Origin of the sequence: Pedobacter sp. G11 (assembly GCF_003860265.1) — a bacterium.
Classification (GTDB): Bacteria; Bacteroidota; Bacteroidia; order Sphingobacteriales; family Sphingobacteriaceae; genus Pedobacter; species Pedobacter agri.
The window spans coordinates 4,926,502-4,953,349 of record NZ_CP034190.1 but is presented as its reverse complement, the minus strand read 5'-3'; the positions used below and the strand labels follow the sequence as shown (position 1 = coordinate 4,953,349).

The following is a 26,848-nucleotide window of genomic DNA, read 5'->3' as shown; positions in this document are numbered from 1 at the left end:
TCTGAAAGTTCGGGGTTCAAAATGTGAAGAAAATAACTTAAAAACCTTAATTCCTCTTATAACTCAAGAATTTTCGTTGGAAATGATTGGTTCGGTATTTCTTAGGAAGCTGTAGCCCTGCTGTACACTATAGCCGCTCCCGATTGAAAATATCGGGAGCGGGCTGCCGTTTCCATCAGGTTTAGAAACAAAGACAGCGGCTTTTAGGGAAAAAAACCACCCCCAACCCCTCCTTGAAATAAAGAGGGGAGTTGATGCAGTGCTATCAATAAATTTAAGGGAATACTGCCAAAAATTTTCAGCAAAACTTTCCTAAGAGCGTAAGGGCATAGCAAATGATTTTAGGAAAAAGCGTTAAATCGTTCGACCAAATCTTTAATAAAGCAATTAGCCAGATAATTTGCAGCCGCGATGGGAGAAATGCTGGGGCCAGGCCTCAAATTATTGTAATAACGATTTAGCGAATTTTACAAAATCAGGTGTAAGCCTTGATTTTTGCTCCATTTTTTATCAAGAAAAAGTGGAAAGCATGTCTGGCTAAGACAAAATTATTTCTTGTTTTTCTCCTCAATCCACAACGACATATATTTTGTGCTTTGAGCCGTATGATGATTCAAAATTTGGCCAATAAAATTCTTTCGCCGATGTGCTGGTAAATCTATTTTCTCAACTAAAGAAATGAAATCATCAGAGAATTTCAAGGCTGAGTATCGTTCATTGATTATCTCAATACCATTTCGTTGGGCTAAAGACCATGCAGCTTTATCCTGATACAGCGAAACAGCTTTATCAATGAAATTATCCAAATCATCTTCAATAAAACCGTTCCAATCCAACGGTCCTCTCATGGCCTCGGCACCAATTGACGTTGTAACTGAGGGTGTTCCAACTTGCATGGCATCAATAAACTTTCCTTTTACACCAGCACCAAACTGGATAGGAGCGAGTAGAATTCTATGTTGTGCTATCGTTTGTTGTGCGTTAATTGCTCTTCCCCGGATAAAAAACTTTTCGTTTTTATTGTTTAGCTGTAATACTTTTTGAGTAGCATAGGAACCGTAAATATTCAAATTTACGCCAGGGAGCTTTTTCCTGAGTGCTGGCCAGATTTTAGTCTTTAAAACCTGAACAGTATTCCAATTCGGTTCGTGCAGGAAATTACCAATAAAAACAAAATCTGCCCGGTCTTCGTAGGGAATCCAGTTTTTAACAATGTCTGTAGTGATTTCATTTTCCAGAAATGGGAGGTAATAAAGCAAAGCAGAATCGATCCTGAAAGTGTCCCCAAGTATTTTCATTTCTACTTCTGAGATCATTAATGACAGATCGCAACGCAAAATAGCAGCCAGCTCCCGCTTCGCGGTATCAGAAAACAAATCGATCTCTGTTTGTTTTTTATCGCTTTGCTGGCGGGCACTTCGCAGAAAATGTAAGTCTTCGGTATCTAAAATTCTAATTGCATCCGGACATTCCTGCTGTACCCGCCAACCATATTGTTCTTCCACCATAAAGCGGTCGAACATCACAATGGATGGATTTAAAGTTTTTAAAAATGCGTTGAAGCTTTCGTCGTTAAGTTTAATTTCTTGCTCAGTAACGCCAGTATCGGAGAAATCATAACTAAAATCACTTTTAGAAGCTGCAGATGAAAAAGTGATTTGGTAACCCTTGCGCAAAAATAAATTGATCAGTTGAATCATCCGTGTTCCCGCTGCAGAGGAAGTTGGCTCTGGCCAAACCAGTCCAATGATCAATATTTTTTTTGCCGTTCTAGTCATTTTCTACAAAATAAGCGCTTTTTTTTTGCCCACGCAGATAAATGTGATTTTCGCAGATTAAAACCGGGTTCTCTCATCCGCTAATTCTATGGGAGTATTAAACGTATCTTAAATATTCTTAATTTTGCAGCTCAATTACAACACCACATGTTAGGATTAAAATTATTGACAGACCCACGTTGGGCAAATATTGCGGAATCAAATTTAGAAGAGATTTTATCTGACCATGCCTGGTGCGAACAAAAAGCAGCATCAAATGCCATTACCTTAATCACTCAAAATTCCGAACACCAGGATTTAGTGGATGAATTAACGGCTATAGCAATTGAAGAAATGCAGCATTTTCAAATGGTGATTGATATTATAAAACAACGTGGTTATACATTAAGCCGCGAACGTAAGGACGATTATGTAGGGCGCCTGGTAAAGTTTAGCAAAAAAGACGGCAGTAGAAACCAGGCATTCATTGATAGATTATTGTTTGCTGCAATGATTGAGGCCAGAAGCTGCGAACGTTTTCGAGTACTTTCTTTAAATATTAAAGATGAAGAACTGGCGAAGTTTTACCATGAGTTAATGGTTTCTGAGGCTGGTCACTATACCACCTTCCTCAATTTTGCCCGTAAGTATGCTACTGATGTTGATGTAGAAAAACGTTGGAAAGAGTGGTTGGAGTTTGAGGGCGAATTAATCCAGAGTTTCGGAACAAAAGAGGCGATACACGGCTAGATGTTGAAGGTTGTAAGTTATAGGTTGTAAGTCTGTATGCCTAATTTAATTTGTTCTATACAAACTTTTAACTTTCAACCTTTAACTCATTCTTATGTATATTCCACAGCCAAATCACAATATCCTGATAACTGTCGATTCCTTTTTTCTGGTTATTGAGTTTTAAGAAGCTATCAAAAGCGGCATCCATATACCCAAACATTTCGCCATTGTATTTGCGCCAAAACTCTTTTTCAGTCTTAAAGTCGTCCAAAACCTTTGGCGATAGCTTATCATGTAAAACTTTGTAGTCATCCGGAGATTTCATTTTGATTTCGAAAAGAATATACCTTAACATCTCATAATTGGCAGAGTATTGGTAATTCACATCGGGGCTATTGCTTGCCGTTAAATAACCCAAAAGATTGGCTTCGTCTTCGTACGCAATTCCTAACTGATGTGCAATTTCATGGCAGGAAACGTAAGGTTTAACAAAATCAGGCAGATTCATGTTCATATTTGCCTCGCCTGTTAGTGGTGCGTAATAACCTTCAATTCCAATTTTGCTTATTATCCAAGCGTTTAAAACTGATTTTAAACATGGGTTTTGATAACGAAACAATGAATTTTGTTTCTCCATAAAATCATAGGCTTTCGCTGAATTGATTTCTAAATCATTAATACTATAAGCTGGAATGTTGGTTTGCCTTAATTTTAAATGGTTGGTTTTATTAACAAATTGATTGCCAAGCATTACCAGTTCTTTTACACTATATTTTTCGTTTCCGATACCTAATGCGTCACTTATGCTTGGGCGACTGTAATTTAGGCCCCAAACTATTTTGAAAATGATGTAGAGAACTAAAAAAAAGTATAAAATTTGCAGCGGAACAATAATTCTGTGTGCGCTCTTCAAGTTTTTTCTCCTTTTAATAAACCTGATGATTCTGTAAAGTACAAAACCAATTATAAAGGCATACACGATATCGCCAATCGCAAATGGAAAAATAGAAGAAATAAATCTTAAAGATTTGGAAATATAAGGGTAAATGCCTGTTGAATAGTATTTTTGAACGAGGCCAGGGAAGAAACCGAAAAAGAAAATCATAAAGCTTATCCCTAGAAAAGAGATTAGCTTTATGCACTCATGTTTTATTTCCTTTGGCATTATCTAGCAAAAGTTAGTCGCTTACCAATCTGGTCGGTAGTGAATCTGCCTTTTTGATAAGCTAAATTTCCCGATACAAAGGTATGTGTTACGCTGGCTTGGAAAGTATCTCCATCAAAAGGACTCCAGCCGCATTTGTAAAAATTGTTGAGCTTGGTAACTTTCCAGGAATCTTTCAAGTCAACCAAAACTAAATCAGCCCAGTAACCCTCGCGAATAAAGCCACGTTTTTCGATATTGAAACAAATGGCCAGATTATGAGCAGTTTTTTCAACGATTTTTTCTAGTGAGATTTTGCCTTGCAAGTGCATTTCCAATAAAGCAGGTAACGCATGCTGAACCAATGGTCCGCCAGATGGCGCCTGAGCATAGGGTTGGTTTTTTTCTTCTAAAGTATGTGGCGCATGGTCGGTAGCGATTACATCGATATTATCATTTAAGACACCCTGGAGAATTCCATTTTGGTCTGCCTCCGTTTTAACTGCGGGATTCCACTTAATAAAATTGCCTTTTGTGGCATAATCTTTATCGTTAAACCAAAGGTGATGAACACAAGCCTCTGCAGTGATTTTTTTATCTTTTAATGGGATGCTATTATCGAATAATGCAATTTCTTTTGCCGTGGAGATGTGCAGGATGTGCAAACGGGTTTGGTAGGCCTTTGCCAATTCAACGGCTAGCGATGAAGATTTATAACAAGCTTCAGCACTTCGGATAAGCGGATGCATTTCGATGGTTAAATCATCGCCATACTTGGCTTTAAATTCTGCAAGATTATGGCGAATAGTTGCCTCGTCTTCGCAATGTGTGGCCACTAAAATTGGGGCCTTGCTAAAAATATTTTCTAATGTTTTTTCATTATCAACAAGCATGTTACCGGTTGATGAACCCATGAAAACCTTAATGCCACAAACATTCCTGGCATCTGTTTTTAAAACTTCTTCGATGTTATCATTACTGGCGCCCATGTAAAATGAATAATTGGCCAAAGAAGTTTCTGCGGCAATGGCATATTTATCGGCAAGTAATTCTTGCGTTAAAGTATTCGGAACGGTGTTAGGCATTTCCATGAAAGATGTGATTCCGCCAGCAACGGCAGCCATGCTCTCGGTAAAAATATCAGCCTTATGCGTTAAACCCGGCTCACGGAAATGAACCTGATCATCAATCATTCCTGGCAAAAGATATTGGCCCTCGGCATTAATTTCCGTTGCACCAGCAGCAGAAAGATTTTGACCGATTTTTTCAATAAATCCATCTTTTATTAATACATCGGCAACAGTTTTTTGTCCTTCGTTTACAATTTTGGCGGCTTTTATCAGGTAAGAATTCATGGTTTCAAAGGTAGTGTTTTAGTAGAAAGTAAGAAGTAGAAAGTAGAAAGTATAAAGTCGAAAGTAAAAAGTATAAAGTGAAAAGTAGATAGTGTGAGAGTAAGCGGATGAAAGGTGCGAATTAAGTTTGATGTTACTGTTTTGAGTTAAATAAACCTGATAAAGTGGAAATACTTTTTGGTGCAAGTATTTGACATGCTTGTACAAACATTAACAAAAAGATTGGAACGATAGCAGGACTACCCAAGCCGAAGAATCACTGGGATTGCTTTACACCTAAAACTTCCTAAAGCGGACATCGAATTTACGAATGGGTTCTAAACCTTCTACCTTACGCCTTCAAACCCTCAACCTTAATCACTATCTTTGTGCGCTATGGCAAAATCGTTTGAAGAATTTAAGTTAAACAGGCAAATTTTAAATGCAGTTGCCGATGCAGGTTACACTGTTGCTACCCCGATACAAGAGAAAGCAATTGCGCCAGTACTATCGGGACAAGATATTTTTGGTATCGCAGAAACAGGAACTGGGAAAACTGCCGCTTTTGTTTTACCGATTTTAATGCAATTGAAATACGCTCAGGGTGAAAATCCAAGAGCTTTGATTTTATCGCCAACAAGAGAACTGGCGATGCAAATTGCCGAGCAAGTGAAATTATTTTCCGTTTATACAGATTTACGTTCGCTGGTTATTTTTGGTGGAATTGGTCCGAAAACGCAGAAAGAGCAAATTGCCAAAGGCGTAGATATTTTGATTGCCACACCAGGTAGATTTTTGGATTTATATCTGGCAGGTGATATCAACACCCAGAGTTTAAAATTTTTGGTGTTGGATGAGGCCGATAAAATGATGGATATGGGCTTTATTGGCTCTATTCACCGGATTTTAGAAATTGTTCCGCGTAAGCGTCAAAACTTGTTGTTCTCGGCAACGATGAGTGATTTGGTTCAAAAAATCGCCGGAGATTTCTTAAATAATCCCTTGGTAATTGAGGCCTCGGCACAGGCTACACCAGCGGCTAATGTAACTCAGGCGTTATATTATGTGCCGAATTTCAAAACAAAAATTAATTTATTACAGCATCTTTTAAAGAATGATGAGGCTTTTACGCGACTGATTATATTCTGTAAAACGAAAACTGTTGCCGATAATATTTTCAGTTTTATCGAGCGAAGATATGGTTCAGAAAATGTTAGGGTAATTCATGCGAACAAAGGGCAAAATACCAGAATTAACTCTATAAATAGCTTTAAAGAGGGGAATGTTAGGGTTTTAGTGGCTACCGATGTAGCCAGTAGGGGGATAGATGTAAGTGATGTGAGCCATGTAATCAATTTCGATGTGCCGATTATTATTGAAGATTACGTACACAGAATTGGCCGTACAGGCAGAGCCTTTGCTAAGGGAGATGCGATTACTTTTGCCACCGATGCAGAGAAATATTATATCCGTAAAATTGAAAAATTAATCCGCCAGTATATTCCTGTTGCTGAAATTCCTGAAGGGGTATATGTAGAGGAAACACCTTACGAGGAACGCCAGCATATTGCAAGGGAAATCGATATGCAAAAACGCAAGGAAGATCCAGATTTTAAAGGCGCTTTCCACGAGAAAAAACATGCTGCGGCGATTGATAAAAAGGCAAGAGAAAAGGCTAAAGCCAAAGCTGGAAAAGAAATCAAAAGTTTTAAAAAAGGTAAACGTTTCGATAAGAAAAAGTAATGAAGTTGAGGATTACACCTTTGAATATTATAGGTGCTGCTGGTTTAGGTTTAGCGGCATTTAATATTTTAAGTCCAAAGGATACCGCACCGCGACATGTGGATATGAGTGGCTTCTATCTGCTAATATTAGGTTGCCTGATTCTGGTTACCTTTATCACTGATTTGATTTTTCGTTTTACCTTAAAAGACCTGAAAAGAATCTGGATTGTTGAATCTGTTTTTATTTTGTTTACAGCGATACTGATCTTAATCATTCAAAAATTAACGTAAAATATTTGTAATCATTAAGCGCCGCAGAATATTCAACCTGCGGAATCGCTAAAAATTAATCATCTTTGCATCCGTATAAATCAATCGATAAATCTTTCTAGTCTTTTATCGATGGAATGAATTTAAAAAAATGAAGACAGCAGAAATAAAATTAACAGTAGAATTAGACGAGGCCAACAATCCTGATAATATTCTTTGGGAAAGTACAGATTCGGGAAATGCTGATAAAGTGCCTGCAAAGGCCATGTTTTTATCAGTTTGGGATCATAACTATAAAAATACACTAAAAATAGACCTTTGGACAAAAGATATGCCTGTTGATGAAATGAAACGTTTCTTCTACGAAACTTTGCAAACCATGGGCGATAGTTTTTTAAAGGCGACCAATGAAACTTTAATTGTTGAAGATTTACGCGATTACTGTGCACACTTTGCAGAGAAGATGGGGATTATTGAGGGGCAATAGGTTGAAGGTTAAAGGTTGAAGGTTGAAGGTTGAAGGTTGAAGGTTGAAGGTTGAAGGTTGAAAAAATAAGCCAAACAAGTTAGTCAATTTTTGTTTACGCTAACCAACTAACCAACTAACCATCCAATTAAAAAACAAAACAAAAATGTTAATACTAAATAAATTTAGAGCTTGGTTAGGCATTTTACTATGCGTTATCGCAAGTTTCTGCCCGATGTTGAAGGTGCCTATAAAAGGCAACTGGAACTTGTACCAGTCCGATGCCCGTTTGTTCATTATTACTTACGCTATTCTTGCACTTTCTGTTTTAATACTTTTCATCAGAAAAGCCGGAGCATTTCGTTTCATGAGCTTCGTCATGGCAATCTGGTATGTTTTAGCGGTAGGGGCAGTTTACTTTACAGCAAACAATTATACCAAATATGGCTTCGCTAATAAACTAATTGGAAAAGTGGTTCATTTTCAGTGGGGTTGGATTGTGCTTTTAGTGGGTGTAATTTTTATGCTTTTTAGCACTAAACGAGGCGAAAAAATCGTCGTGCAAAATACTAGCCTTTAAATTGAGAGGTAAGTTTGTTTACTTCATAACCCTTGGCCTTGCAACGGGCAACAATTTCATCATGAGTTTTTTTCGGCATAGTTAGATTACGGCTCATGATGAATAAGAACTTATGGTCTGGATGGCCAACAACTACATAAGAATAATCATCTGCCAGTTCTATAATCCAGTAATCTATCTTAATCGGCCAAACAAATTGCGCTTGTAACTCTCCATTATTTCCCTCTTCTGATGGAAACATCTTTGAATTTCTGGAATAAACTTTCTCATCGTTAGGTTTTTTATAGGTAGTTAATACGTTATAATAACCCTCCTTATTTAATGTATATTTTGTCGTGGTTTCTCTACTGCCTTTATCGAAAATGGTAGGAATAGAGTATAGTGAGTACCAGGTGCCGGAGTATTTTTTTAAATCGAGCTTAGCTACCGGAATGTTTTTCTCCATTGGTAAGTAAGTAAGCAAGATTAAAAAGATTGAGCATATCGTTTTCATAACATCGGTAAGTTTTGATGTTATTTACGCAATTGTAATTAAATTGGTTTTAGGTATTGTCGGCAACAAAATAATCATCCGCATCCGCGTTTAAAGGAATGTAAATACGCTCCCATTCCTCACCATCTAAAATTTCCCAGGTATGGCCATCGCCTAATGTGTCTGCCGCTATTAAAATAATGCCAGGCTCGATGATAAAACTCTCTCCATTGGTAACTGAGAATTTAAGTTTGCCTTTTATTGTAATTACATACTGCCTTCGAGGTGCCGGATGTGGACTATGCTGTAGCGCAATATCGTTTTTTGCAAAGAAATGGCTGACATTGATGTATTGAAGCACAGGTATTTTACCGATTTCGAAACTGCATTTGCCATCTTCGATATTGATTAAACGAATTGCTTTTAAATAATTTTTGGTATCGGCTTGAGCTGTTGTATTCATGTTAAAATTTTAATGCTGTTTGTCCCTGCTTCGAAATCTCCCGTTCGTGTTGTAATAGCCACTGTTTTCTCCATAAGCCACCAGCATAACCCACCAGTTTCCCATTGCTACCAATTACTCTGTGACAAGGAACAACTATTGCGATGTTGTTTTTACCATTCGCTGCGGCAATCGCTCTAATGGCTAAGGGATGATGTGCAGAAAACTTGGCGTATGATGTGGTTTCGCCGAAAGGAATGTTTAATAAATTCTGCCAAACGCCTTGTTGAAACTCAGTCCCTTTTTGCTTTATTGGGAAACTAAAATGCTTTAAATCTCCTCGAAAATAAGCTGCTAATTGCTGCGAAACATTTTTAGTTAATTCGCTTTCAGATAGTCCGTTTGTGTCTTCGTCTGAAAAAGTAATGGCGTACACGCAATCATCATCAGCCAGGATGGTTATTTTGCCAATTGGCGATTCGATATTTGATGCGTATTTCATGATTCGTTTATTACGGAAATACCGGGCTTACGGAATGAAAAAAATTTCCGTGTATTCCGCGATGCTGCGGCAAATATATGGCGATTAATCTTCAAACAATATTACAACAATCCAACAATTTTCACTCGCAATATTTATCAATAAAAGTATCTTTGCGGTTATGCAACTGGCCAAAGAGGTTAAATATCTAATCCACAAGGAAGTACTTTTAGAGTGGCGTTCCAAATATACCATCAATGGGGTATTATTATACGTGGTTTCTACTATTTTTACCTGCTATTTATCTTTCGTCAGTTTAAGCGATAAACTTGCCTGGAACGCCCTTTTCTGGATAATCCTGCTCTTTGCATCAATTAATGGCGTTTCTAAAAGTTTTCTTCAGGAAACCAAAGGACAGCAATTATACAGTTATATTCTGGCAAGTCCGGCAGCAGTATTAATTTCTAAAACAGTTTATAATATCTTGTTAATGCTGGTTTTAACCACTATCGCATTAGGTTTTTATACCCTGGTTTTTGATTCATTTACACCTCCGGATTTATTGCTCTACTATGTTGCAGTCGTATTGGGAAGTATCAGTTTTTCAACTGTTTTTACCATGGTGTCGGCTATTGCCAGTAAAGCCGGAAATGGTGGGATGTTAATGGCAATTTTAAGCTTTCCTATCATCATCCCGGTATTGATACTTTTGATAAAATTAGCTAAAAATGCTGTTGATGGCTTGCCATGGGAGAATAGCTATGATGAAATAGGGATGCTACTTGTTGTGAATGTGCTTACCGTTGCCACTTCATTATTGCTATTTCCTTACCTTTGGAGAGATTAATGAAAATGAATAAATTATAGAATGAATGAATTTTGAATAAGAGAATGGACATGCAACATTCACTAATTCAATCATTCATTAATTCAAAATTAAACATATATGAATAAAACTTGGTGGAAAATTTTGGGTTCAGTACTGGTGGTTTATACTGCAATTGCAGGTTTGCTACTTGGTGTGCCCCGTTTACCTATTTTAAATGAATCAATTCGCAATTTGTATTTCCATGTACCAATGTGGTTTGCCATGATTGTATTGTTCTCAATTTCTGTTTTCTATAGCATTAAGTCGCTAAGTTCTAAAAGTGAAATTGATGATTTGAAGGCGGTAGAAAGTGTAAACGCAGGTATCATTTTCGGACTTCTGGGTTTAGTAACCGGAGCCATTTGGGCAAAATACACCTGGGGTCAATTTTGGAGTTTTGACCCAAAACAAAACTTCGCTGCCATATCCGTTTTACTTTATTTTGCTTATTTAATTCTTCGCAATGCGATAGATGAAGAGCAAAAAAGAGCTAAAATTTCGGCTATTTATAACATTTTTGCTTTCCCGATGATGGTGGTTTTACTCTTCGTTTTACCACGATTAAAAGATTCATTACACCCTGGTAATGGTGGAAATCCGGGTTTTAATAGTTACGATTTAGATAGCCGCATGCGAATGGTATTTTATCCTGCCTGTTTAGGATGGATATTAATCGGTTATTGGGTTTACACCATTCGTTTCCGATTACGTTCATTAGAAACCAAACAACAACATAATTAAAAGGAGCAAGGATAAAAGATTAAACACCAGTCATCCTTACATACTGACATCTAGAAAAAAGAAATGAAAAAGATATTATTCTCACTTATATTAATGTTTGCTACCGTACAATTGTTCGCTCAAGATAATGGTGTGGAAATGGCCGATACGCTGCGTAGCAATGGTAAAATTTATGTTGTTGTAGCTTGTATTGTTATAATTTTACTCGGTTTATTGGCTTATCTATTCTCGATTGATAAAAGATTAAAAAAAATCGAAAAGGAAAACTCACCTAAAAACTAAGTTTAAACTGTTTAAAGCTGTTTTTCCTTACTAAACTGATTGGTGTTGGCTATACACTAAGTATTTTTTCATTTGGATATATGCGGTTTTTTTAGGCAATTTTGCGGCATACTTAATTCATAAAAAATAAAAAATGGCTAATCTAGCAGACGAGAACAAGTTTTTTGCTGATGTATGCAAAAACTTTGACAGTGCGGCTCAATTCACCAATCACCCTGAAGGTTTATTGAACCAGATTAAAGCGTGTAATAGTGTGTATCGTTTCCAATTCCCAATTCGTCGTGGAAATGGTTTCGAAGTAATCGATGCATGGCGTGTAGAGCACTCGCATCACATGAGTCCAACCAAAGGTGGTATTCGTTACAGCGAAATGGTTAACGAAGATGAAGTGATGGCGCTTGCAGCCTTAATGACATATAAATGTGCCATCGTAAACGTTCCATTTGGTGGTGCAAAAGGCGGTATTAAAATCAATACTAAACAATATAGTGTAGCTGAATTAGAAACGATCACCCGTCGTTATACTACAGAATTAATTAAGAAAAATTTTATTGGCCCTGGGATCGATGTTCCTGCTCCAGATTATGGATCTGGTGAACGCGAAATGAGCTGGATTGCAGATACTTATATGACCATGAATCCAGGTCAGTTAGATGCTCTAGGCTGTGTAACCGGTAAGCCAATTGCTTTACACGGTATCCGCGGACGTAAAGAGGCTACTGGTCGCGGCGTGGCTTATGCCGTTCGTGAATGTGTAGATGTTGCTGAAGATATGGCAAAAATCGGTTTCAAAGCTGGTTTGGGCGATAAAAGAGTTATTGTTCAGGGTTTAGGTAACGTAGGTTATCACTCTGCAAAATTCCTCGCAGAATTCGGAGCTACTATTGTTGGTTTATGCGAATACGAAGGTGCAATTTACAATGCTAATGGTTTAAATGTTGATGAGGTTTTTGCTCACCGCAAAAATACCGGTTCAATTTTAGGTTTCCCTGGTGCCACTGATTTTAAAAATTCAATGGAAGGTTTAGAGCAAGATTGCGATATTTTGGTTCCTGCGGCTTTAGAAAATCAATTCACAGAGTACAATATTCGCAACATCAAGGCTAAAATCATCGCTGAAGGCGCAAATGGTCCAACTACGCCAGAAGCAGAAGCGATTTTTACTGAAATGGGCGGTATCATCATTCCAGATATGTATTGCAACGCCGGTGGTGTTACAGTATCTTATTTCGAGTGGTTAAAAAACCTTTCACATGTGGCATTCGGTCGTATGGAAAACCGTTATGCGGCTAATTCAAACGCTAACTTAATTGCAACTTTAGAAAACTTAACAGGCAAAACCATCCTTCCTGAACACCGCTTAATGATTGTTAAAGGTGCATCAGAAATTGAATTGGTAAACTCTGGTTTAGAAGATACCATGATTCATTCTTATCACGAAATTCGTGAAACCAGAATGGTTAAGCCAGATACAAAAACATTAAGAACAGCTGCTTTTGTGAATTCAATCGACAAAATTGCTGTATCGTATATGAACTTAGGCGTTTGGCCATAATAAGCTAAAAGGCGAAAAACTAAAGCTTAAAGCTAAAAATCCTTGCAGATGTATCATTTGCAAGGATTTTTTATTTTGGAAATGTAGGGTTCTGTTTTTATCGGGTAGGGTTGGCCCCGCTCTCACTACAATCTTTTAAAAACTTCTATCGTGCTGAGGCACGAAGCATTTGTTCATCGGTAACAGATGCTTCGTAACTCAGCATACAGTTTATTTAAGGCCACTGCAAATTAAAAGTATTTTCGCTAAATCGGGTTTAAGAACAACAGTACCGGATTCAAAAAAAAAGGATATTCTTCACGAAGTACCAACTGATCTTTGCGTTTGAATAGAAAGTTCATCACACACATGTGCCAGCGATTGAAAGGACTTTCCTTAATCTGAAGTAGATATGCTCAGTTCCTCCAAATCCAGTCGCCATTCCTCTTTCCTAATAATATCATCATCATAGTTTTTATCCATTTTTAAATGATGTAGCGCATCGCGTTGTACTTGAATCAATGCGAGCATAATTTCATGATAAGCTTTCAAATCTACTTTATCAATATCGCCGTTTTTGAAAGCATTTAAGGTGTCCTTTTTCTCCACTAATGAATGTTGTAATTCTGCTTTTAAATTAACCATTAGCTCATTGTGTGTACATTGGTATTTATAATCGGCCTGCAATTTATCTAGTGATAGGTCAATTAATTTCAGTTTTATCTGGTTGGTTTGTTCCTGTTCAGAAAGTTTACTTTTAGCTTCAGGAATATCCAGGAGTTTAATTACAAATGGCAAGGTAAGCCCTTGTACAACCAGCGTAACAAAAATTACCACAAAGGTGATGAAGAGAATCAAATTTCTAAGCGGAAAAGGAATCTGATCTGAAATCATTACGGGGATAGAAAGTGCAGCTGCCAAAGACACTACACCTCGCATGCCAGCATAAATTAAGATTACAAAGGAGTGCCAGGTCACATCTTTGTAGCGTTCCCTGGTTTTTTTATTAAACAACTGGGTGATTTGTGAGGTAGATACCAACCATAAAAAACGAACCACAAGTGCTAAAATGCTAATGCCAACACCATAACCAATTGCTTTTGCAATAGGATAATTAGGGCCTAAGCCGTTTACGATATCAGGTAATGCTAAGCCAATTAATATAAACACCACTCCATTAAGCATAAAAGTTAATGAAGACCATACAGAAACCGTTTTAATTCTAGATTGTGAAGTAAGGATAACGTGAGATTGGCTCGAGAGCAGTAATCCGCCAGAAACCACAGCCATCACACCTGAAGCTTCGAAATGCTCTGCCACTATATACATGAAATAAGGTGTAAGCAGCGTTAATACTGTATCGATATTGTCTGTTGTAGGTAACCATCTGTGTATGGCATAAAATACGCCCCCAATGGCAACTCCTATCAATATCCCTAACCCAGCTACTGATACAAAACTTACAGCAGCATCATGCATCACGAAAGTGCCACTTACAATGGTTGCCAAAGCAAACTTGAATACAATTAAACTGGATGCATCATTTACTAAACTTTCGCCTTCTAAAAGCGCCGTTACGGTTTTAGGTATTTTTAATCCTTTTAAAACTGCCGCTGCGGCAACAGCATCTGGGGGAGAAATAATTCCACCCAATAAAAAACCAAGCGCTAAAGTAAATCCTGGAATAAAAGCCACCGAGGCATAAGCCACCGCAACAGAAGTAATAAATACCAAACCAACTGCCATTAAAAATATAGCACCTTTATACTCCCAAAAATCTTTCCATGAGGTAAACCAGGCTGCTTCGTAAAGTAGTGGAGGAAGGAAAAGTAAAAAAACGATGTTTGGATCTATTTTTAAGTTTGGCATACCTGGAATAAATCCAATTGCCAAGCCGGCTAAAACCAAAAATATCGGATAAGAAATTTTTATCTTTTGGCCAACCATAACCAGAAGCGTTACGCCTAAAAGTAGGATAAGAATTAAAATCAGATTATCATGTAGCATGTTAAGAAAGATATTGTTGAAAGGTTTGCAATAAATTAATTTAGAAAATTGAGATGTAAAAGGGGGTAAATATCTGCATACTTTTTGTCAATTCTACGCATCACCATCACAGAAGTCACTTTTCTTTTCCGGTGAAATAAATAACTCAAAGTAAAACATCGCCGGGATGATCATTTATCATTATCATTTATTCAATTACCTGAAAGCAAAAACTGAGGATCGGCAATGAAAATCAGAATAATAAAAAGGTGCAGAACGGATTAAAGTTCATAATCTTCAATGGTTTTAAAAAACAGTGGGATAAAAAATTGAGGTGATGATCCAATGGTCAAAAATAATAATTTTAGCTCATACTTTAACCGCAGTATTGCAAATCCAAAAACTAAAAAAGGCTGATCAATGCGAAAATCAAACCTTTGTCGAAGTGGTTAATTGGACCATTTACCTTCTTATTAAGACAAATTATTAATTATAGTCAAAACCTTTGGCTTCAGATTTTGAAATAATCAGCTAATTGTCAATATAAAGACAAGATAAATGTTAATGAAGGTTCACTATGCCTATTTTTCTATCTTTGTTGCCAGCTTTTACAACAATATACAACATGAAAAAAAGTGCAATCATTGGTCTGATTACCATTGCAATTTCTGTGGGAATCTTATTTAGCTTAAACGCGAATACGGATACTTATTCTAATTTTAAAGAAGCCTCAACTTCTGGTAAAGAAGAACACGTAATGGGCTACTGGGAAAAATCGATGGGCATGTATTATGATGCGGTAAAAGATGCCAATCACTTTTCATTTCACATGAAAGATGAAAAAGGAGAAATTCGTGAAGTAATTTATAATGGCACGAAACCTCAGGATTTTGAAAAATCTGAAAAACTTGTGCTCATCGGAAAGATGGACAAGGACAAATTTTATGCGTCGAAAATTTTAATGAAATGCCCATCTAAATACAATGATAATCTTGTTGAAGTAAATAAAGATGGAAAAGTAGATACAGTAGACCAGAACGGCGATAAAAAATATAATTAATTTTAATGGACATTCAATTTGTAGGCGAAAACCTGTTACCGGGTAAAATCGGACAGTTTTTTATTGTGTTGGCTTTTAGTGCATCGTTACTTTCAACAATCGCATATTTTTTTGCCAGTCGCAAAGAAAATTTAGAAGATAAATCATGGAGAAATCTCGGTAGAATTGGATTCCTGGTGAATTGGGCCAGTATTGTTGGTATCGGTATCACCTTGTTTTACCTTATTCTTGGCCATTATAACGAATATAATTACGTTTATTTTCACTCTTCGAAGGCACTTCCTATTTATTATATTGTTTCTGCTTTTTGGGAAGGACAAGAAGGAAGTTTCTGGCTGTGGGCTTTTTGGCAATCATTCTTAGGTGCGCTGTTAATCTGGAAGGCTAAGACCTGGGAACGCCCGGTAATGACGGTCGTGGCATTTTCGCAGGTTTTTTTAACCTCGATGATGTTGGGCGTTGAGATTTTCGGCGAACGTATCGGAAGTTCTCCTTTCATCTTATTAAGGGATGCTGTTGATTTAAAAGCGATGGCTCCTGTGGTATTTGCCAACCCGGAAAACTTTGCAAAATATTTAACTTTCATAACCGATGGAAGGGGATTAAATCCATTGTTGCAAAACTATTGGATGGTTATTCATCCACCAACCCTGTTTTTAGGTTTCGCCAGTATGGTTGTTCCGTTCGCTTATGGAATTGCAGCTTTATGGCAAAAGAGGTATAAAGATTGGATTAAACCTGCCATGCCATGGACGCTTTTTGCAGTGATGGTTTTAGGTACAGGTATTATTATGGGTTCATTCTGGGCCTACGAAGCATTAAACTTTGGTGGTTTCTGGGCCTGGGATCCGGTAGAAAATGCATCACTCATTCCATGGCTTACGCTTATTGGCGCTGTACACGTAATGATCGCTTACAAAAACACAGGCCATGCTTATTTTACAGCCATTGCACTTGTTTTCTTAAGTTTCTTATTGGTACTATATGCTTCTTTCTTAACCCGAAGCGGTATTTTAGGCGACACTTCAGTTCACTCATTTACGGATATGGGTATGTTCGGGCACTTAATTTTGTATAATGTGGTGTTTGCAGCCCTTGCAGTGTATCTAGTGATTAAGAGATGGAAGGAATTGCCAATTACCACAAAAGATGAAGAAACCTATTCACGTGAATTCTGGATGTTTATTGGTGCGTTGGTGGTAACGGTTGCCTGTATTCAGGTGATTTTTTCTACATCAGTTCCGGTGTTTAATAAGGCATTTGGAACAAACTTTTCTCCACCAATTGATGCTGTAAAATACTACAACAAGTGGCAGGCACCATTTGCCGTTCTGATAACATTGATTTCTGGTTTTTCTCAATATTTGAAATATAAAAGAACAGATCCACGCAAGTTTTATAGCAGTTTAATATCTGTGGTATTGTTCTCTATCGTTTTAACAGCCGCTTTGGTGTATGTTGCAGACATTTATACCAACACGATGTACATTTTGATTACGTTCAGTTGTTTGTTTGCAGTGTTTTCAAATGCAGCAATATTGTATCAGGCATTTGGTGGCAAAGCAAAGTTGGCTGGTTCAGCCATTGCACACATCGGTTTCGCCTTTTTAATTTTGGGTGCATTAATTTCGGCAGCAACCAATAAACCGCTCTCTATCAATGCCAATAACTTTATTCCGGTTAAGGATTTTGAAAAAACCGAAAAACCCGGAGAGAATATCATGTTATATAAGAATGAGCCTAAGCAAATGGGCAAATACAGTGTAACATATGTAAGTGATACCACTAAAGCACCAAACACGATTTATACTTTAAACTTTAAGGTTTTAGATAAAGAAGGCAAGGTTAAGGAAGATTTCAATTTACACCCACACGTGCAGGATAATGAGAAAATGGGATTAGTCGCTTCGCCTGATACTAAGCATTATTTAACCTATGATGTGTATACGCATATCACGAGTGCGGCAATAAAAAAGGAATCTCATGATGATCATGAAGGTCACTCTGATGACGAAAATTACAAGGCACCAAGGATTGTTAAAGTAGCGGTTGGTGATACGATCCATACTTCAAGTGGGGTTGTAACTGTAAAAGCTTTAAATAACAAACCAATTGTAAAAGATTTAGTATTGGCGCAAGGCGATTACGCAGTAGGTTTACCATTGGAAATTAACTCGGCTGGTAAAATTTATACGGCAGAGCCGATGTTTTTAATAAAAGGAAACAATACTTTCGATTTTGCCCGTAAAGTGGAAGAGCTGGACTTAAAATTTAGGTTTGCGCAAGTTCTGCCTGACGAAAAAAAGGTAGAACTCCAAATTTTTGAAAAACCACAGCAAGCTAAAGACTGGGTTGTTTTTAAAGCGATTGAATTTCCATTCATTAATTTATATTGGGCAGGTACAATTATAATGGTTGTGGGTTTCTTACTTTCTATTTTTAGAAGAAGAAAAGAAGCGAAAATCGCTTAGATCATGAAGATTGTTTTACTAGGTTCGGGAAATGTAGCCACGCATTTAGCTAAAGCATTAAAGGCTAATGGTGAAGATGTGTTACAGATTTATAGTCCGAATCTCGTAAATGCCAGATGGCTTGCTAATCAGTTGTCTGCAGAGGCAGTTGATGACCTTTCGCACATTAATCAAGACGCTGAATTATATATCATTTCGGTGAAAGATGATGCCATTGCGCCTGTAGCAGCGTCATTAGCTCATGTAAATGGGCTGGTGGTTCATACTTCTGGCACAACTGATATTCAAGTGCTTGCTTCGCATGTTAAGCAGGCTGGCGTTTTCTATCCGCTGCAAACGTTTTCTAAAGCCAAAGATGTTTCTTTTCTGAACATTCCACTTTGTATTGAGGCTACAGATCAAACTCAGCTCAGCATGCTAAGGCAACTGGCTTTTAAACTAAGCGAAAAGGTTTATGAACTGGATGGACAAAAAAGAAAGATACTTCATTTGGCAGCAGTTTTTGCTTGCAATTTTCCTAATCATTTATATGCCATGGCGAATGAAATTCTCCAGGAAAATGATTTGGATTTTGATATTATCAGACCTCTTATTGCTGAAACTGCTGATAAGGTAATGAGTAACCTGCCCGAAAATGTGCAAACCGGGCCGGCAATAAGGAATGATGAAACCACTATGAGTAAACATTTAGGGATGTTAGAAAGCAAGCCTGAAATGAAGCACATTTATCAAACATTAAGCGATAGCATAAAATTAACGCTGAAATAGCATAATTACGGCTTTTGCTTCTTACTTTTGCAAAATAATTATGAGCATTTTTAAACTAAAAATAAATTTTGAAGAAGCAGATCATGCCCCTGTAGAATTACCTATAGCTGCTGGTGAATCTGTTTTAGATGTTTGTCTGGATAACGGCATTGAACTTCAGCATAACTGCGGAGGCGTTTGCGGCTGCAGTACCTGCCACGTTTACGTAACTAAAGGCATGGATAATATCGAAGAAATCTCAGATAAAGAAGAAGATTTTATTGATAGAGCGGTTCGTCCAAGGATAACTTCCCGACTGGGTTGCCAGTGTGTGGTGATCGATGGAGATATCGAGGTAACTATTCCAGATCAATCTGGCTTTATGGGTCACTAGCTAGTCCTGAAGTCTTTATTCTGACGATATAGGACAGGATTTCTTGACCAGGCCATGCAATAAAACATTTAAACTTTAAAACTTTTCAAACTAACAAACATGAACAACGATAAATTTGCCTTACCTTTTTACTGGAACGATTATGAAGATATTGCAATGTCTTTATATGAAAAATTTGGCGATGAGTTTGGCGAAACAAAAATCTACCGAATCCGTTTCACTGAACTTTTAGAATGGGTTTTGGAACTGCCAAACTTTAAAGGCACCCGTGAAGAAAGCAGCGAAGGCCATCTGGAGCAAATTCAATCGGCCTGGGTTTACGAATGGAGAGATAATCAGGATTAGTCTTGTTTATGGAGTTTTGAGTCGTTAACCGGCTTTGCTTTAAACTTTTAACATTCAATTCAACATGTTTCTTCAAAAGCTAAAAAGCATCACCACCTTTATTTTTGATGTTGATGGCGTGCTTACAGATGGTTCTGTTCAGGTGACTGATAGTGGCCAATCTTTACGTACATTTAATATCAAAGATGGTTATGCCATGCAACTGGCAGTAAAGCGGGGTTATCACGTGTGTATCATTTCTGGTGGTGATGGAATCGCAATGGGGAAACGGTTTTTTAATCTTGGTATTACTAACGTATTTTTAGGTACAGGAGATAAGGTGGCAGTTTTTAATCAATATCTGATTGATAAAAATATCAATGCCGAAGATGTGCTTTACATGGGTGATGATATTCCTGATCTAAAAGTAATGCAATTGGTGGGCTTACCAACTTGTCCGGCTGATGCCGTAGAGGAAATTAAAGCCATTTCTACATTTGTTTCTCCTTACACTGGGGGTAAAACTGCCGTTCGTGATATCATAGAAAAAGTAATGAAGGTGCAGGGAAGGTGGCATGATGAAAATCCAGCTGCTTCCGATTCTGGTCAATAAATGATCAGCAGTATTGATCAGTTTCATACGGGTAGCGTGTTTATGCCAAAAGTATTTAAAGCCATTTCCATTTATTCTGCAACAAGGAAGTTACACCTTCTGTGTTAAACCATCCCGCTTGGATTTACTCCAACAAGTCTAAATTTCAAAACAAAAAACATGAAAAAATTAATGATGATTTGTGCATTGTTATTCTCGGTAATAACTTATGCAAGTGCGCAGCAAGGTGGTGGTCGTGGTGGTATGATGATGAAGCCTGAAGACAGGGTGAAACAACTGGATGAAAAACTGAAACTAAGCGAAGAGCAAAAAACCAAATTAACTACTGTTTTTACTGAACAAGCAGACGCGATGAAAAAAATGCGTGAAGAAGCGCAAGGCGGAGACAGAGACGCGATGAGAGAGAAAATGCAAAAATTCCGTACAGACAGTGATGTTAAAGTGAACGCAGTGTTAACTGAAGATCAGAAAAAAATGTATAAAACCTGGCAGGATGAGCAGCGTGCTGAAATGCAGAAGCGCATGCAGGAGCGTGGCGGAAACAACTAAGTTTGATAATAATATCAATAACAAAAGCGGCTTATCGGCCGCTTTTGTTATTTTAGCGCTTTTTAGAAATCCTCGTTATGCTGTACAATACACCAATTACCCTTGCTTCAAAATCGCCCCGTCGTCAAGAACTTTTAGCGTTGATGGGATTAAATTTTAAAGTGGAACTCAAAGAGGTTGATGAAAGCTATCCGGAAGAGTTAAGCCCGGCCGAAATTGCAGTTTATATATCAGAACAAAAAGCCAAAGCATTTAAAGCAAATGGTGAAATCGTAATTACCGCAGATACGATTGTAGCTTTGAATGGAGAAATTTTAGGTAAGCCAAGAGATCGGGCGCATGCACAGGAAATGCTTGCAAAGCTATCTGGTAGTAAACATGAAGTTTTCACAGGTGTAACGCTTGTTAAAGGAACGCAAATGTTTTCTTTCTATGATCGTACTGCCGTTTATTGTAGAAATGTTACAAGTGAGGAAATTGATTTCTACATTGATCATTACAAGCCATTTGATAAAGCCGGCAGTTATGGGGTACAGGATTGGTGGGGAATTGCAGTGGTGCAAAAAATTGAAGGATCTTACACCAATGTAATGGGCTTACCAACGGAAAAGCTGTATGCTGAGCTTCAAAAATTGATATAATTTCAGATGAATTATGGAATCATAAAATCTTTTTCATCATGTAGGCAAATACTTTAAAGATGAAAAAGACGCAAGCCATAGTTACGATCGATAAACCTTGTGCCCAGAACTGGGACGAAATGGAAAAAAAAGATGGGTTTAATTTTTGCGAAGCCTGTAATAAGTGCGTAATCGATTTTACAGGTTACAGTAATGCCGAAATTATCAAGACATTGGCTAATGCTTCATCAGAAGTTTGTGGAAGGCTTAGTAAAAATCAACTGGCGCAACTCAACTATCATTTAGCTGTGGTGCCACCGAATAGAAACTGGATGAAATATTTGGGCGTTTTGGCTATAGGTGTAAGCATATTTGGCCAAACTTTAAGCGCCAGTGCTGCCAATTTCCCGGTTAACACTGAAATTTCAACTGAATTGAAAGGTAACGCTGATGAACTAAAGCCGATTACGATCAAAAAAGTAAGCGGCAGAATTGTTGGTGCTGATAAAAAACCTTTGCAAGGCATCAAGTTAATAATTCCAAACACCAAGTATTACGCTCTCACGGATAAAGATGGGCGATATGAAATTAAATTCGCTCAGGGTATTCATCCAAAAAACAACATTATTATTGTTCAGAGTTTGAGGTTTACAGGCGAGATACCAATTAATTTTTCGATGGAAAAACAAAGAGATTTATTGGCTCAGGATCGTGACGCAATAATTTTGGGTGGTATCGGTTATCGACCTTTAAAAACGAGCGATAAGGTTACAAAAAGTTAGCCAACGATCCCATTTTTAAATCGTAGGTGGATAATGTTAGCTGATTTATTTTAGTACGGCCGAGAACATAGTTGGTAATCAGTGCAGCCATTACAATCATATCTACCCGCAAAGGGATCATTCCGGGCATAGCAGCCCGTTCTTGATGGTTAAGATTTAAAAGTTTGATTGCAACTTCGATATATTCGTCAAAATTGAAAACATAGGTCTCAGCTTTGTTAATATCAATCTGTTTATTTTTTTTATTGATGATTAATTCTGCAAAGGTTTCGAATGCGCCAGCCGATCCAATTAAAGTTTGTGGCTGGTAACGTTCGCATATCTCGAAAAGATCAGCCAATTCGCCCTGAATGTGATATAAAATTGCATTTCTGTCATCATCGCTGATTGGATCTGAATTGAAAAATTGTTGGGCCAGGCGAGCGGCACCGATATTATAACTTTTTTTCCAGATGAGTCTTTCGGTGTCGCAAAGAATAAACTCTACACTGCCGCCACCAATATCCATGATTAAGGATAAATTTTGAATCGCCCCACTTAGTTTTACACCTTGATAGATCAATTCCGCTTCATCATCACCGGAGATGATTTCAATAGCAATACTAGTTTTTTCTCTTACAGCATCCACGAAATCCTGACCATTTTGAGCACTGCGAACAGCTGAGGTTGCTGTTGCCCTAACCTGATCAACCTGATACGCAGTCATGGTGTCAGCAAAATTCTTTAAACACGCCAAACCTCTTTCGAACGCCACAGGAATAATTACATTCTCATTTATTTTTCCTTCTCCAAGCTTAACCGGAACATTCGTTTTATAAATAACTGAAAAGTTGTTTTGCTTTATTTCAGCAATTAACAGGTGAAATGTGTTGGTTCCAAGATCGATAACGGCAATGCGCATATTTTAAAATATGTTTTACGGTGCACTATAAAAACTTAAATAGTTGCAATGAATGATGTAAACTAAACCGGATTGAAGCGATATCCTTTTTTTCTGTGATCCTGAGCACAGCCGAAGGAAAGCAAAAAAAGATTTAGCGGAAAGCCGGACGGTTTTAACCTAAAAGTGATGGGCCTGCTTTACTACATCAAAACAGGTTTCTTAAGCCATCAAAAATACTCTCGAAAAATGTACCGATGTTTAATCCACTGCTATGGTTAAAGTAAACAAATACCAGGAACGCCACCACTACAAAAATGATTAGTTTCCGAAAGGCAAACGCAATAATTACTAATGCAATTGGAATAATGAATAACCATAAACTGTTAATGGCGTAAGGCGTTAGATCTGTATCTTTTTTGTAAACATATACCAATTTGCTGTGTGTACCAGTATCATTTTGATGTTTGATGTAAACAAAAGTCGATTTATCAATTGGTAGCGGTAACACAGCTATTCCATCATTAAATTTTAAAATCTGTGTAAATCCGCTTACGCTAAACGTGTATGTACCATTGATATTTTCGTTGGGTACATTTAGCGAATCGGCTGCAATGATAGCCAGCTTATTGTTTTTAAGCAGGTTTTCTTTAACCAGAAAATTATTAATGGCAGCATTTTGAGCAACACCTAAGTAGCTGATTAGGCAGAGCGAAAATATTAAGAATATTCGTTTCATTCGATAGAACGTTTATTGTATATGAGGTAACCGATGTGCAATAATACACCATTTCTTTTTATTGCGTCATTATATAAATTGTAGCTTAAGCTTACCGGGCCAACCGGAGTATGGTAAAGCAGGCCTGCGGTAGCAGCATAGCGTATTTTACTTATTGCTTTTGCGTAGTCTATATCCTGGAAATTATTTAATTCAAACTCTTTATGAGGCAAAAATAAATAACCTTCCAGTCTAAAGTCTAGATTTTTTTTAAAATTGTAAATGTTTTTAATTCCGCCGGCAGCATAGGTAGTGGCCCTGAATTTATCTAAAAACAACGAGCGGCTATCCTGCAACGGATAAAAAGCCGGAGAAACCAATAGGGTAGCGTAGTAATTGTTAAATAAGGGTTGATTTGAAATTACGCCTTCGACAATATAACCCAGTGTGTATTTTTTGAGATGAAAAAAGTAATTTTCCTGGCTAAGCTTAATGGTTCCCCATTGCCTTAAATTGCTTGCGCCCGGTGCTTTAGCCAAACCCGGGGTATTGCGGAAGATATTGCCGGGATTATAGTTTTCTCTGCCAGTAGTATAGTTTACACTTAGCGAAAAACTCTGACCATTGGTGGCGTATTGTTTTCTGTTTAGCGAGTTTTTTTCTAAGTTAAGTGAACCCCTGAAACCATTAAAAATAGTTTGATCGAGCAAATCGCCCACAGAAAATGTGTTATTCGGACTATAGCGATCGTTATTATTGATAAAACTGGCGTGTAACACTACTTTGGTGTTATAATTTAAAGGTGCGCCCATAGCCAAATCTATTTTTCTATCAGATTGTTCGATGTAAATGGGGCGGGGGTTTTCGATAAAAATTTTGCTGGTATTGTAAAAATTCCAGTGGTTGTAGGTGAGTTCTGCTGCTAGGAACAGCGGTAATTTGGTTGGATAATCTATGCGGCCATTCACTTGAACAGATTCGTAAAACCGACCAGAGTAAAAGCTGGTTCCAAAGGTATAAGCCTTTCTGTTGAGATAATTATATTCAGCACCCAAAAAAACATTGCTAATTGGCCTGGTTGAAATATTTCCTCCCAGATCGAGTTTAAAACTCTTTTTAGGCTGCGCCACCACTTCAAAGGTATAACTATCGCTAAGTGGTTGATAGGAGATTTTAGGATAGATGGTTTCAAACGTTTGGTCGGCAACCAGTTTATAATATCCACGTTTGATGTCCTGGAGGTTAAAAGTCGCTTTATCGCTTTTAAAAAGCCTTTCTACATATTTCTTTTGCTGGCTGTTTACGCCTGAAACAATGATGTTGCTAAAGTTTAAATCTGGTTTTTTGGCATTGAACTGCGCCCTTTTCTTTTCCAGCGCTGCTGGATCTACTCTGTTTTTGATCAATGCTTTTATCCGGGGCATATCGGCCATTGTAGCATCGTAACCCTTTTTAATCAAATCTTCCACCGGAGCAAAATTTGTAACGCTGTAATCGCCCAGGTCGGGTTGGATGTAAACCCCATTTTTGCCAATCATCGTTGAGTCTGACTTGGATAAAAACATATATACTAAAAAACGGTTCATTAACCGGTCATCAATATTTTTGGGGTATTCATTATAGGTTTTTGATGATACATTTACACCAATTACATAATCTGGCTTAAATTCTTTTTCCATTACATCAGCAGGGAAATTGTTGTATAAGCCACCATCAAAAACATATTTACCATCTAATTTAATAGGGCGATAAATGATCGGAACAGTCATTGTTGCCCGAACGGCCTCGGCCAGGTTCCCCTTGCCAACGGTGATACTTTTTTGCGACAACACATCGGCCACCATACATCTGTATGGTACAAATAAATGGTCGAAGTTATCTTTTGAAACTGCCGAAGCCTGTGAAAATAACTCGAGAAAGGCAAAATTTAAGGGAATATCATTGATGATGTTAGAGCGAAAGCTAAAATGGAATCCGGTGTCAATGGCCACTTTTGCGGTAAGCATTGACGCATTTGGTGCGTTTTTTTGAAAGTAATAAGTATAATCACTGGTGTAACGTCCGTTCACCCAGTTCTGAAAATCTTTACTTAATGCAATCTCTTCAATTTCTTTAGGAGAATAGCCTGCAGCGTACATGGCGCCCACAATTCCACCCATTGATGTGCCTGTAATATAATCGATGGGGATGTGGTTTTCCTCAAGAGCTTTGAGCGTACCGATATGTGAAAGTCCTTTGGCGCCGCCTCCGCTAAAAACCAAACCAACCTTTTGTGCATACAATTGGGTACTGCACAAAACGAAAAGCATCAGCAAAAGTCTCTTAAAAGCTACCACTCTTCTAAAATAGTGTTTTCTTTTAAAATTAGTTCAATATGAAAATGTTATAAGTTAAAAATGATGCAAAACTTACCCAGAGAATATATGGGATAAATAGGATGCCCGCCCATTTATCAATTTTATAGAACGTAATCGCATTAGCAATAATGATCATTAATAAAATGATGATCTCAAATAAAGCAAATCCTATTTCATGCAGATAAAAGAAAATGAAAGACCAGGCTAAGTTTAAAATAAGCTGAATGAAATAAATGGCAATTGTCCTGGGCAGGTGTTCAATCTTGTCTCGCTTCATCCAAACCAGATATGCAGCGATACCTATTAAGATGTAAAGAGTTGTCCAAACAGGTGCAAATAACCAGTTTGGCGGGTTGAATGAAGGTTTATGAAGTGTTGGATACCATGTTTTAACAGATTGGGCCGTTGCCCAGCCACCTAATGCGCCAATACCCAAAGTGATGGCAATATTAACGATAAGAGCAATGGGTTTAAATTTCATTTTTGCAGGTTTGATGTTAAACAATGATGAAATCTAAAT

Annotated in this window: 29 protein-coding genes; 18 read left to right on the top strand and 11 right to left on the bottom strand. The window is 37.5% G+C overall.

What is annotated here, in order from left to right; translation table 11 throughout:
* Positions 1-548: 548 nt before the first annotated feature.
* Positions 549-1,778: a glycosyltransferase gene (locus tag EA772_RS21405; protein ID WP_124914868.1), complete on the bottom strand. Its 1,230-nt coding sequence runs from the start codon at positions 1,776-1,778 to the stop codon at positions 549-551.
* Positions 1,779-1,925: 147 nt separating this feature from the next.
* On the opposite strand from EA772_RS21405, the gene EA772_RS21400 reads away from it, so the two are divergent.
* Entirely contained in the window at positions 1,926-2,507 is a 582-nt protein-coding gene (locus EA772_RS21400; RefSeq protein WP_010600590.1) for a tRNA-(ms[2]io[6]A)-hydroxylase, read from the top strand.
* 67 nt (positions 2,508-2,574) lie between these two features.
* On the opposite strand, the gene EA772_RS21395 is transcribed toward EA772_RS21400, so the two are convergent.
* A complete protein-coding gene (locus tag EA772_RS21395) occupies positions 2,575-3,594 on the bottom strand; it encodes a DUF3810 domain-containing protein (protein WP_246834009.1) in 1,020 nt (339 codons plus the stop codon).
* A 59-nt stretch (positions 3,595-3,653) separates the two neighbouring features.
* Positions 3,654-4,988, bottom strand: coding sequence for a dihydroorotase (locus EA772_RS21390; RefSeq protein WP_124914866.1), 1,335 nt, complete (start codon positions 4,986-4,988; stop codon positions 3,654-3,656).
* 375 nt (positions 4,989-5,363) lie between these two features.
* On the opposite strand from EA772_RS21390, the gene EA772_RS21385 reads away from it, so the two are divergent.
* The 4 genes from EA772_RS21385 to EA772_RS21370 all read left to right on the top strand — a co-directional run bounded on the left by EA772_RS21385 (position 5,364) and on the right by EA772_RS21370 (position 8,007).
* Positions 5,364-6,710, top strand: coding sequence for a DEAD/DEAH box helicase (locus EA772_RS21385; RefSeq protein ID WP_010602536.1), 1,347 nt, complete (start codon positions 5,364-5,366; stop codon positions 6,708-6,710).
* On the top strand, positions 6,710-6,982 hold the full coding sequence (locus tag EA772_RS21380; RefSeq protein WP_124914865.1) for a hypothetical protein: 273 nt from the start codon (positions 6,710-6,712) through the stop codon (positions 6,980-6,982). The genes EA772_RS21385 and EA772_RS21380 overlap by 1 nt, the downstream gene beginning before the upstream one ends.
* 130 nt (positions 6,983-7,112) lie before the next feature.
* Entirely contained in the window at positions 7,113-7,448 is a 336-nt protein-coding gene (gene gldC / locus EA772_RS21375; protein ID WP_010602534.1) for a gliding motility protein GldC, read from the top strand.
* 145 nt (positions 7,449-7,593) lie between these two features.
* Positions 7,594-8,007, top strand: coding sequence for a hypothetical protein (locus EA772_RS21370; RefSeq protein ID WP_124914864.1), 414 nt, complete (start codon positions 7,594-7,596; stop codon positions 8,005-8,007).
* On the opposite strand, the gene EA772_RS21365 is transcribed toward EA772_RS21370, so the two are convergent.
* The 3 genes from EA772_RS21365 to EA772_RS21355 are packed head-to-tail and all read right to left on the bottom strand — an operon-like array spanning position 7,997 to position 9,423.
* Positions 7,997-8,500 (bottom strand): lipocalin family protein, encoded by a 504-nt coding sequence (locus tag EA772_RS21365; RefSeq protein WP_124914863.1) that lies wholly within the window; start codon positions 8,498-8,500, stop codon positions 7,997-7,999. The two genes, EA772_RS21370 and EA772_RS21365, sit on opposite strands and share 11 nt — an antisense overlap.
* A 49-nt stretch (positions 8,501-8,549) precedes the next feature.
* A complete protein-coding gene (locus EA772_RS21360) occupies positions 8,550-8,942 on the bottom strand; it encodes a hypothetical protein (protein WP_124914862.1) in 393 nt (130 codons plus the stop codon).
* Position 8,943: 1 nt separating this feature from the next.
* Entirely contained in the window at positions 8,944-9,423 is a 480-nt protein-coding gene (locus tag EA772_RS21355; protein WP_124914861.1) for a methylated-DNA--[protein]-cysteine S-methyltransferase, read from the bottom strand.
* A 160-nt stretch (positions 9,424-9,583) separates the two neighbouring features.
* Between EA772_RS21355 and EA772_RS21350 the strand changes: the two genes are divergently transcribed.
* The 4 genes from EA772_RS21350 to EA772_RS21335 all read left to right on the top strand — a co-directional run bounded on the left by EA772_RS21350 (position 9,584) and on the right by EA772_RS21335 (position 12,848).
* A complete protein-coding gene (locus tag EA772_RS21350; RefSeq protein ID WP_010602529.1) occupies positions 9,584-10,249 on the top strand; it encodes a heme exporter protein CcmB in 666 nt (221 codons plus the stop codon).
* Positions 10,250-10,348: 99 nt separating this feature from the next.
* The gene (gene ccsA / locus EA772_RS21345; RefSeq protein WP_124914860.1) at positions 10,349-11,011 is read left to right on the top strand and encodes a cytochrome c biogenesis protein CcsA; all 663 of its coding nucleotides are present in this window, start codon (positions 10,349-10,351) and stop codon (positions 11,009-11,011) included.
* Positions 11,012-11,074: 63 nt separating this feature from the next.
* Positions 11,075-11,293, top strand: coding sequence for a CcmD family protein (locus EA772_RS21340; protein WP_168187614.1), 219 nt, complete (start codon positions 11,075-11,077; stop codon positions 11,291-11,293).
* Positions 11,294-11,426: 133 nt separating this feature from the next.
* Complete coding sequence (locus EA772_RS21335) at positions 11,427-12,848, top strand: Glu/Leu/Phe/Val dehydrogenase (protein ID WP_116167491.1); 1,422 nt, start codon at positions 11,427-11,429, stop codon at positions 12,846-12,848.
* Positions 12,849-13,223: 375 nt separating this feature from the next.
* On the opposite strand, the gene EA772_RS21330 is transcribed toward EA772_RS21335, so the two are convergent.
* Positions 13,224-14,834 carry a Na+/H+ antiporter gene (locus EA772_RS21330; protein ID WP_124914859.1) on the bottom strand — a complete coding sequence of 537 codons (1,611 nt, stop codon included), beginning with the start codon at positions 14,832-14,834 and terminating at the stop codon, positions 13,224-13,226.
* A gap of 604 nt (positions 14,835-15,438) precedes the next feature.
* Between EA772_RS21330 and EA772_RS21325 the strand changes: the two genes are divergently transcribed.
* The 9 genes from EA772_RS21325 (at position 15,439) to EA772_RS21285 (ending at position 22,373) form a co-directional block, all read left to right on the top strand.
* Positions 15,439-15,873, top strand: coding sequence for a cytochrome c maturation protein CcmE (locus EA772_RS21325; protein ID WP_010600441.1), 435 nt, complete (start codon positions 15,439-15,441; stop codon positions 15,871-15,873).
* A 5-nt stretch (positions 15,874-15,878) separates the two neighbouring features.
* Positions 15,879-18,344, top strand: coding sequence for a heme lyase CcmF/NrfE family subunit (locus tag EA772_RS21320; protein ID WP_124914858.1), 2,466 nt, complete (start codon positions 15,879-15,881; stop codon positions 18,342-18,344).
* Between the two features lie 3 nt (positions 18,345-18,347).
* Entirely contained in the window at positions 18,348-19,112 is a 765-nt protein-coding gene (locus EA772_RS21315) for a Rossmann-like and DUF2520 domain-containing protein (protein WP_124914857.1), read from the top strand.
* Positions 19,113-19,152: 40 nt separating this feature from the next.
* Positions 19,153-19,485 carry a 2Fe-2S iron-sulfur cluster-binding protein gene (locus tag EA772_RS21310; RefSeq protein WP_010600444.1) on the top strand — a complete coding sequence of 111 codons (333 nt, stop codon included), beginning with the start codon at positions 19,153-19,155 and terminating at the stop codon, positions 19,483-19,485.
* 99 nt (positions 19,486-19,584) lie between these two features.
* Positions 19,585-19,830 carry a Fe-S cluster assembly protein IscX gene (gene iscX, locus EA772_RS21305; protein ID WP_010600445.1) on the top strand — a complete coding sequence of 82 codons (246 nt, stop codon included), beginning with the start codon at positions 19,585-19,587 and terminating at the stop codon, positions 19,828-19,830.
* A gap of 64 nt (positions 19,831-19,894) precedes the next feature.
* The gene (locus EA772_RS21300; protein WP_124914856.1) at positions 19,895-20,422 is read left to right on the top strand and encodes an HAD family hydrolase; all 528 of its coding nucleotides are present in this window, start codon (positions 19,895-19,897) and stop codon (positions 20,420-20,422) included.
* A gap of 159 nt (positions 20,423-20,581) precedes the next feature.
* Positions 20,582-20,971, top strand: a complete 390-nt coding sequence (locus tag EA772_RS21295) for a hypothetical protein (protein WP_010600446.1) — start codon at positions 20,582-20,584, stop codon at positions 20,969-20,971.
* 77 nt (positions 20,972-21,048) lie between these two features.
* Positions 21,049-21,612, top strand: a complete 564-nt coding sequence (locus EA772_RS21290; protein ID WP_124914855.1) for a nucleoside triphosphate pyrophosphatase — start codon at positions 21,049-21,051, stop codon at positions 21,610-21,612.
* A 59-nt stretch (positions 21,613-21,671) separates the two neighbouring features.
* Positions 21,672-22,373, top strand: a complete 702-nt coding sequence (locus EA772_RS21285; RefSeq protein WP_124914854.1) for a hypothetical protein — start codon at positions 21,672-21,674, stop codon at positions 22,371-22,373.
* On the opposite strand, the gene EA772_RS21280 is transcribed toward EA772_RS21285, so the two are convergent.
* From EA772_RS21280 to EA772_RS21265, 4 genes are all read right to left on the bottom strand, one after another.
* Entirely contained in the window at positions 22,360-23,274 is a 915-nt protein-coding gene (locus EA772_RS21280; protein WP_124914853.1) for an exopolyphosphatase, read from the bottom strand. The genes EA772_RS21285 and EA772_RS21280 overlap by 14 nt on opposite strands.
* 187 nt (positions 23,275-23,461) lie before the next feature.
* On the bottom strand, positions 23,462-23,992 hold the full coding sequence (locus EA772_RS21275) for a hypothetical protein (protein WP_010600450.1): 531 nt from the start codon (positions 23,990-23,992) through the stop codon (positions 23,462-23,464).
* The gene (locus EA772_RS21270; RefSeq protein WP_124914852.1) at positions 23,989-26,280 is read right to left on the bottom strand and encodes a patatin-like phospholipase family protein; all 2,292 of its coding nucleotides are present in this window, start codon (positions 26,278-26,280) and stop codon (positions 23,989-23,991) included. Before EA772_RS21270 ends, EA772_RS21275 begins: the two co-directional genes overlap by 4 nt.
* A gap of 55 nt (positions 26,281-26,335) precedes the next feature.
* Positions 26,336-26,809, bottom strand: coding sequence for a TspO/MBR family protein (locus EA772_RS21265; protein ID WP_124914851.1), 474 nt, complete (start codon positions 26,807-26,809; stop codon positions 26,336-26,338).
* Between the last annotated feature and the right edge of the window lie 39 nt (positions 26,810-26,848).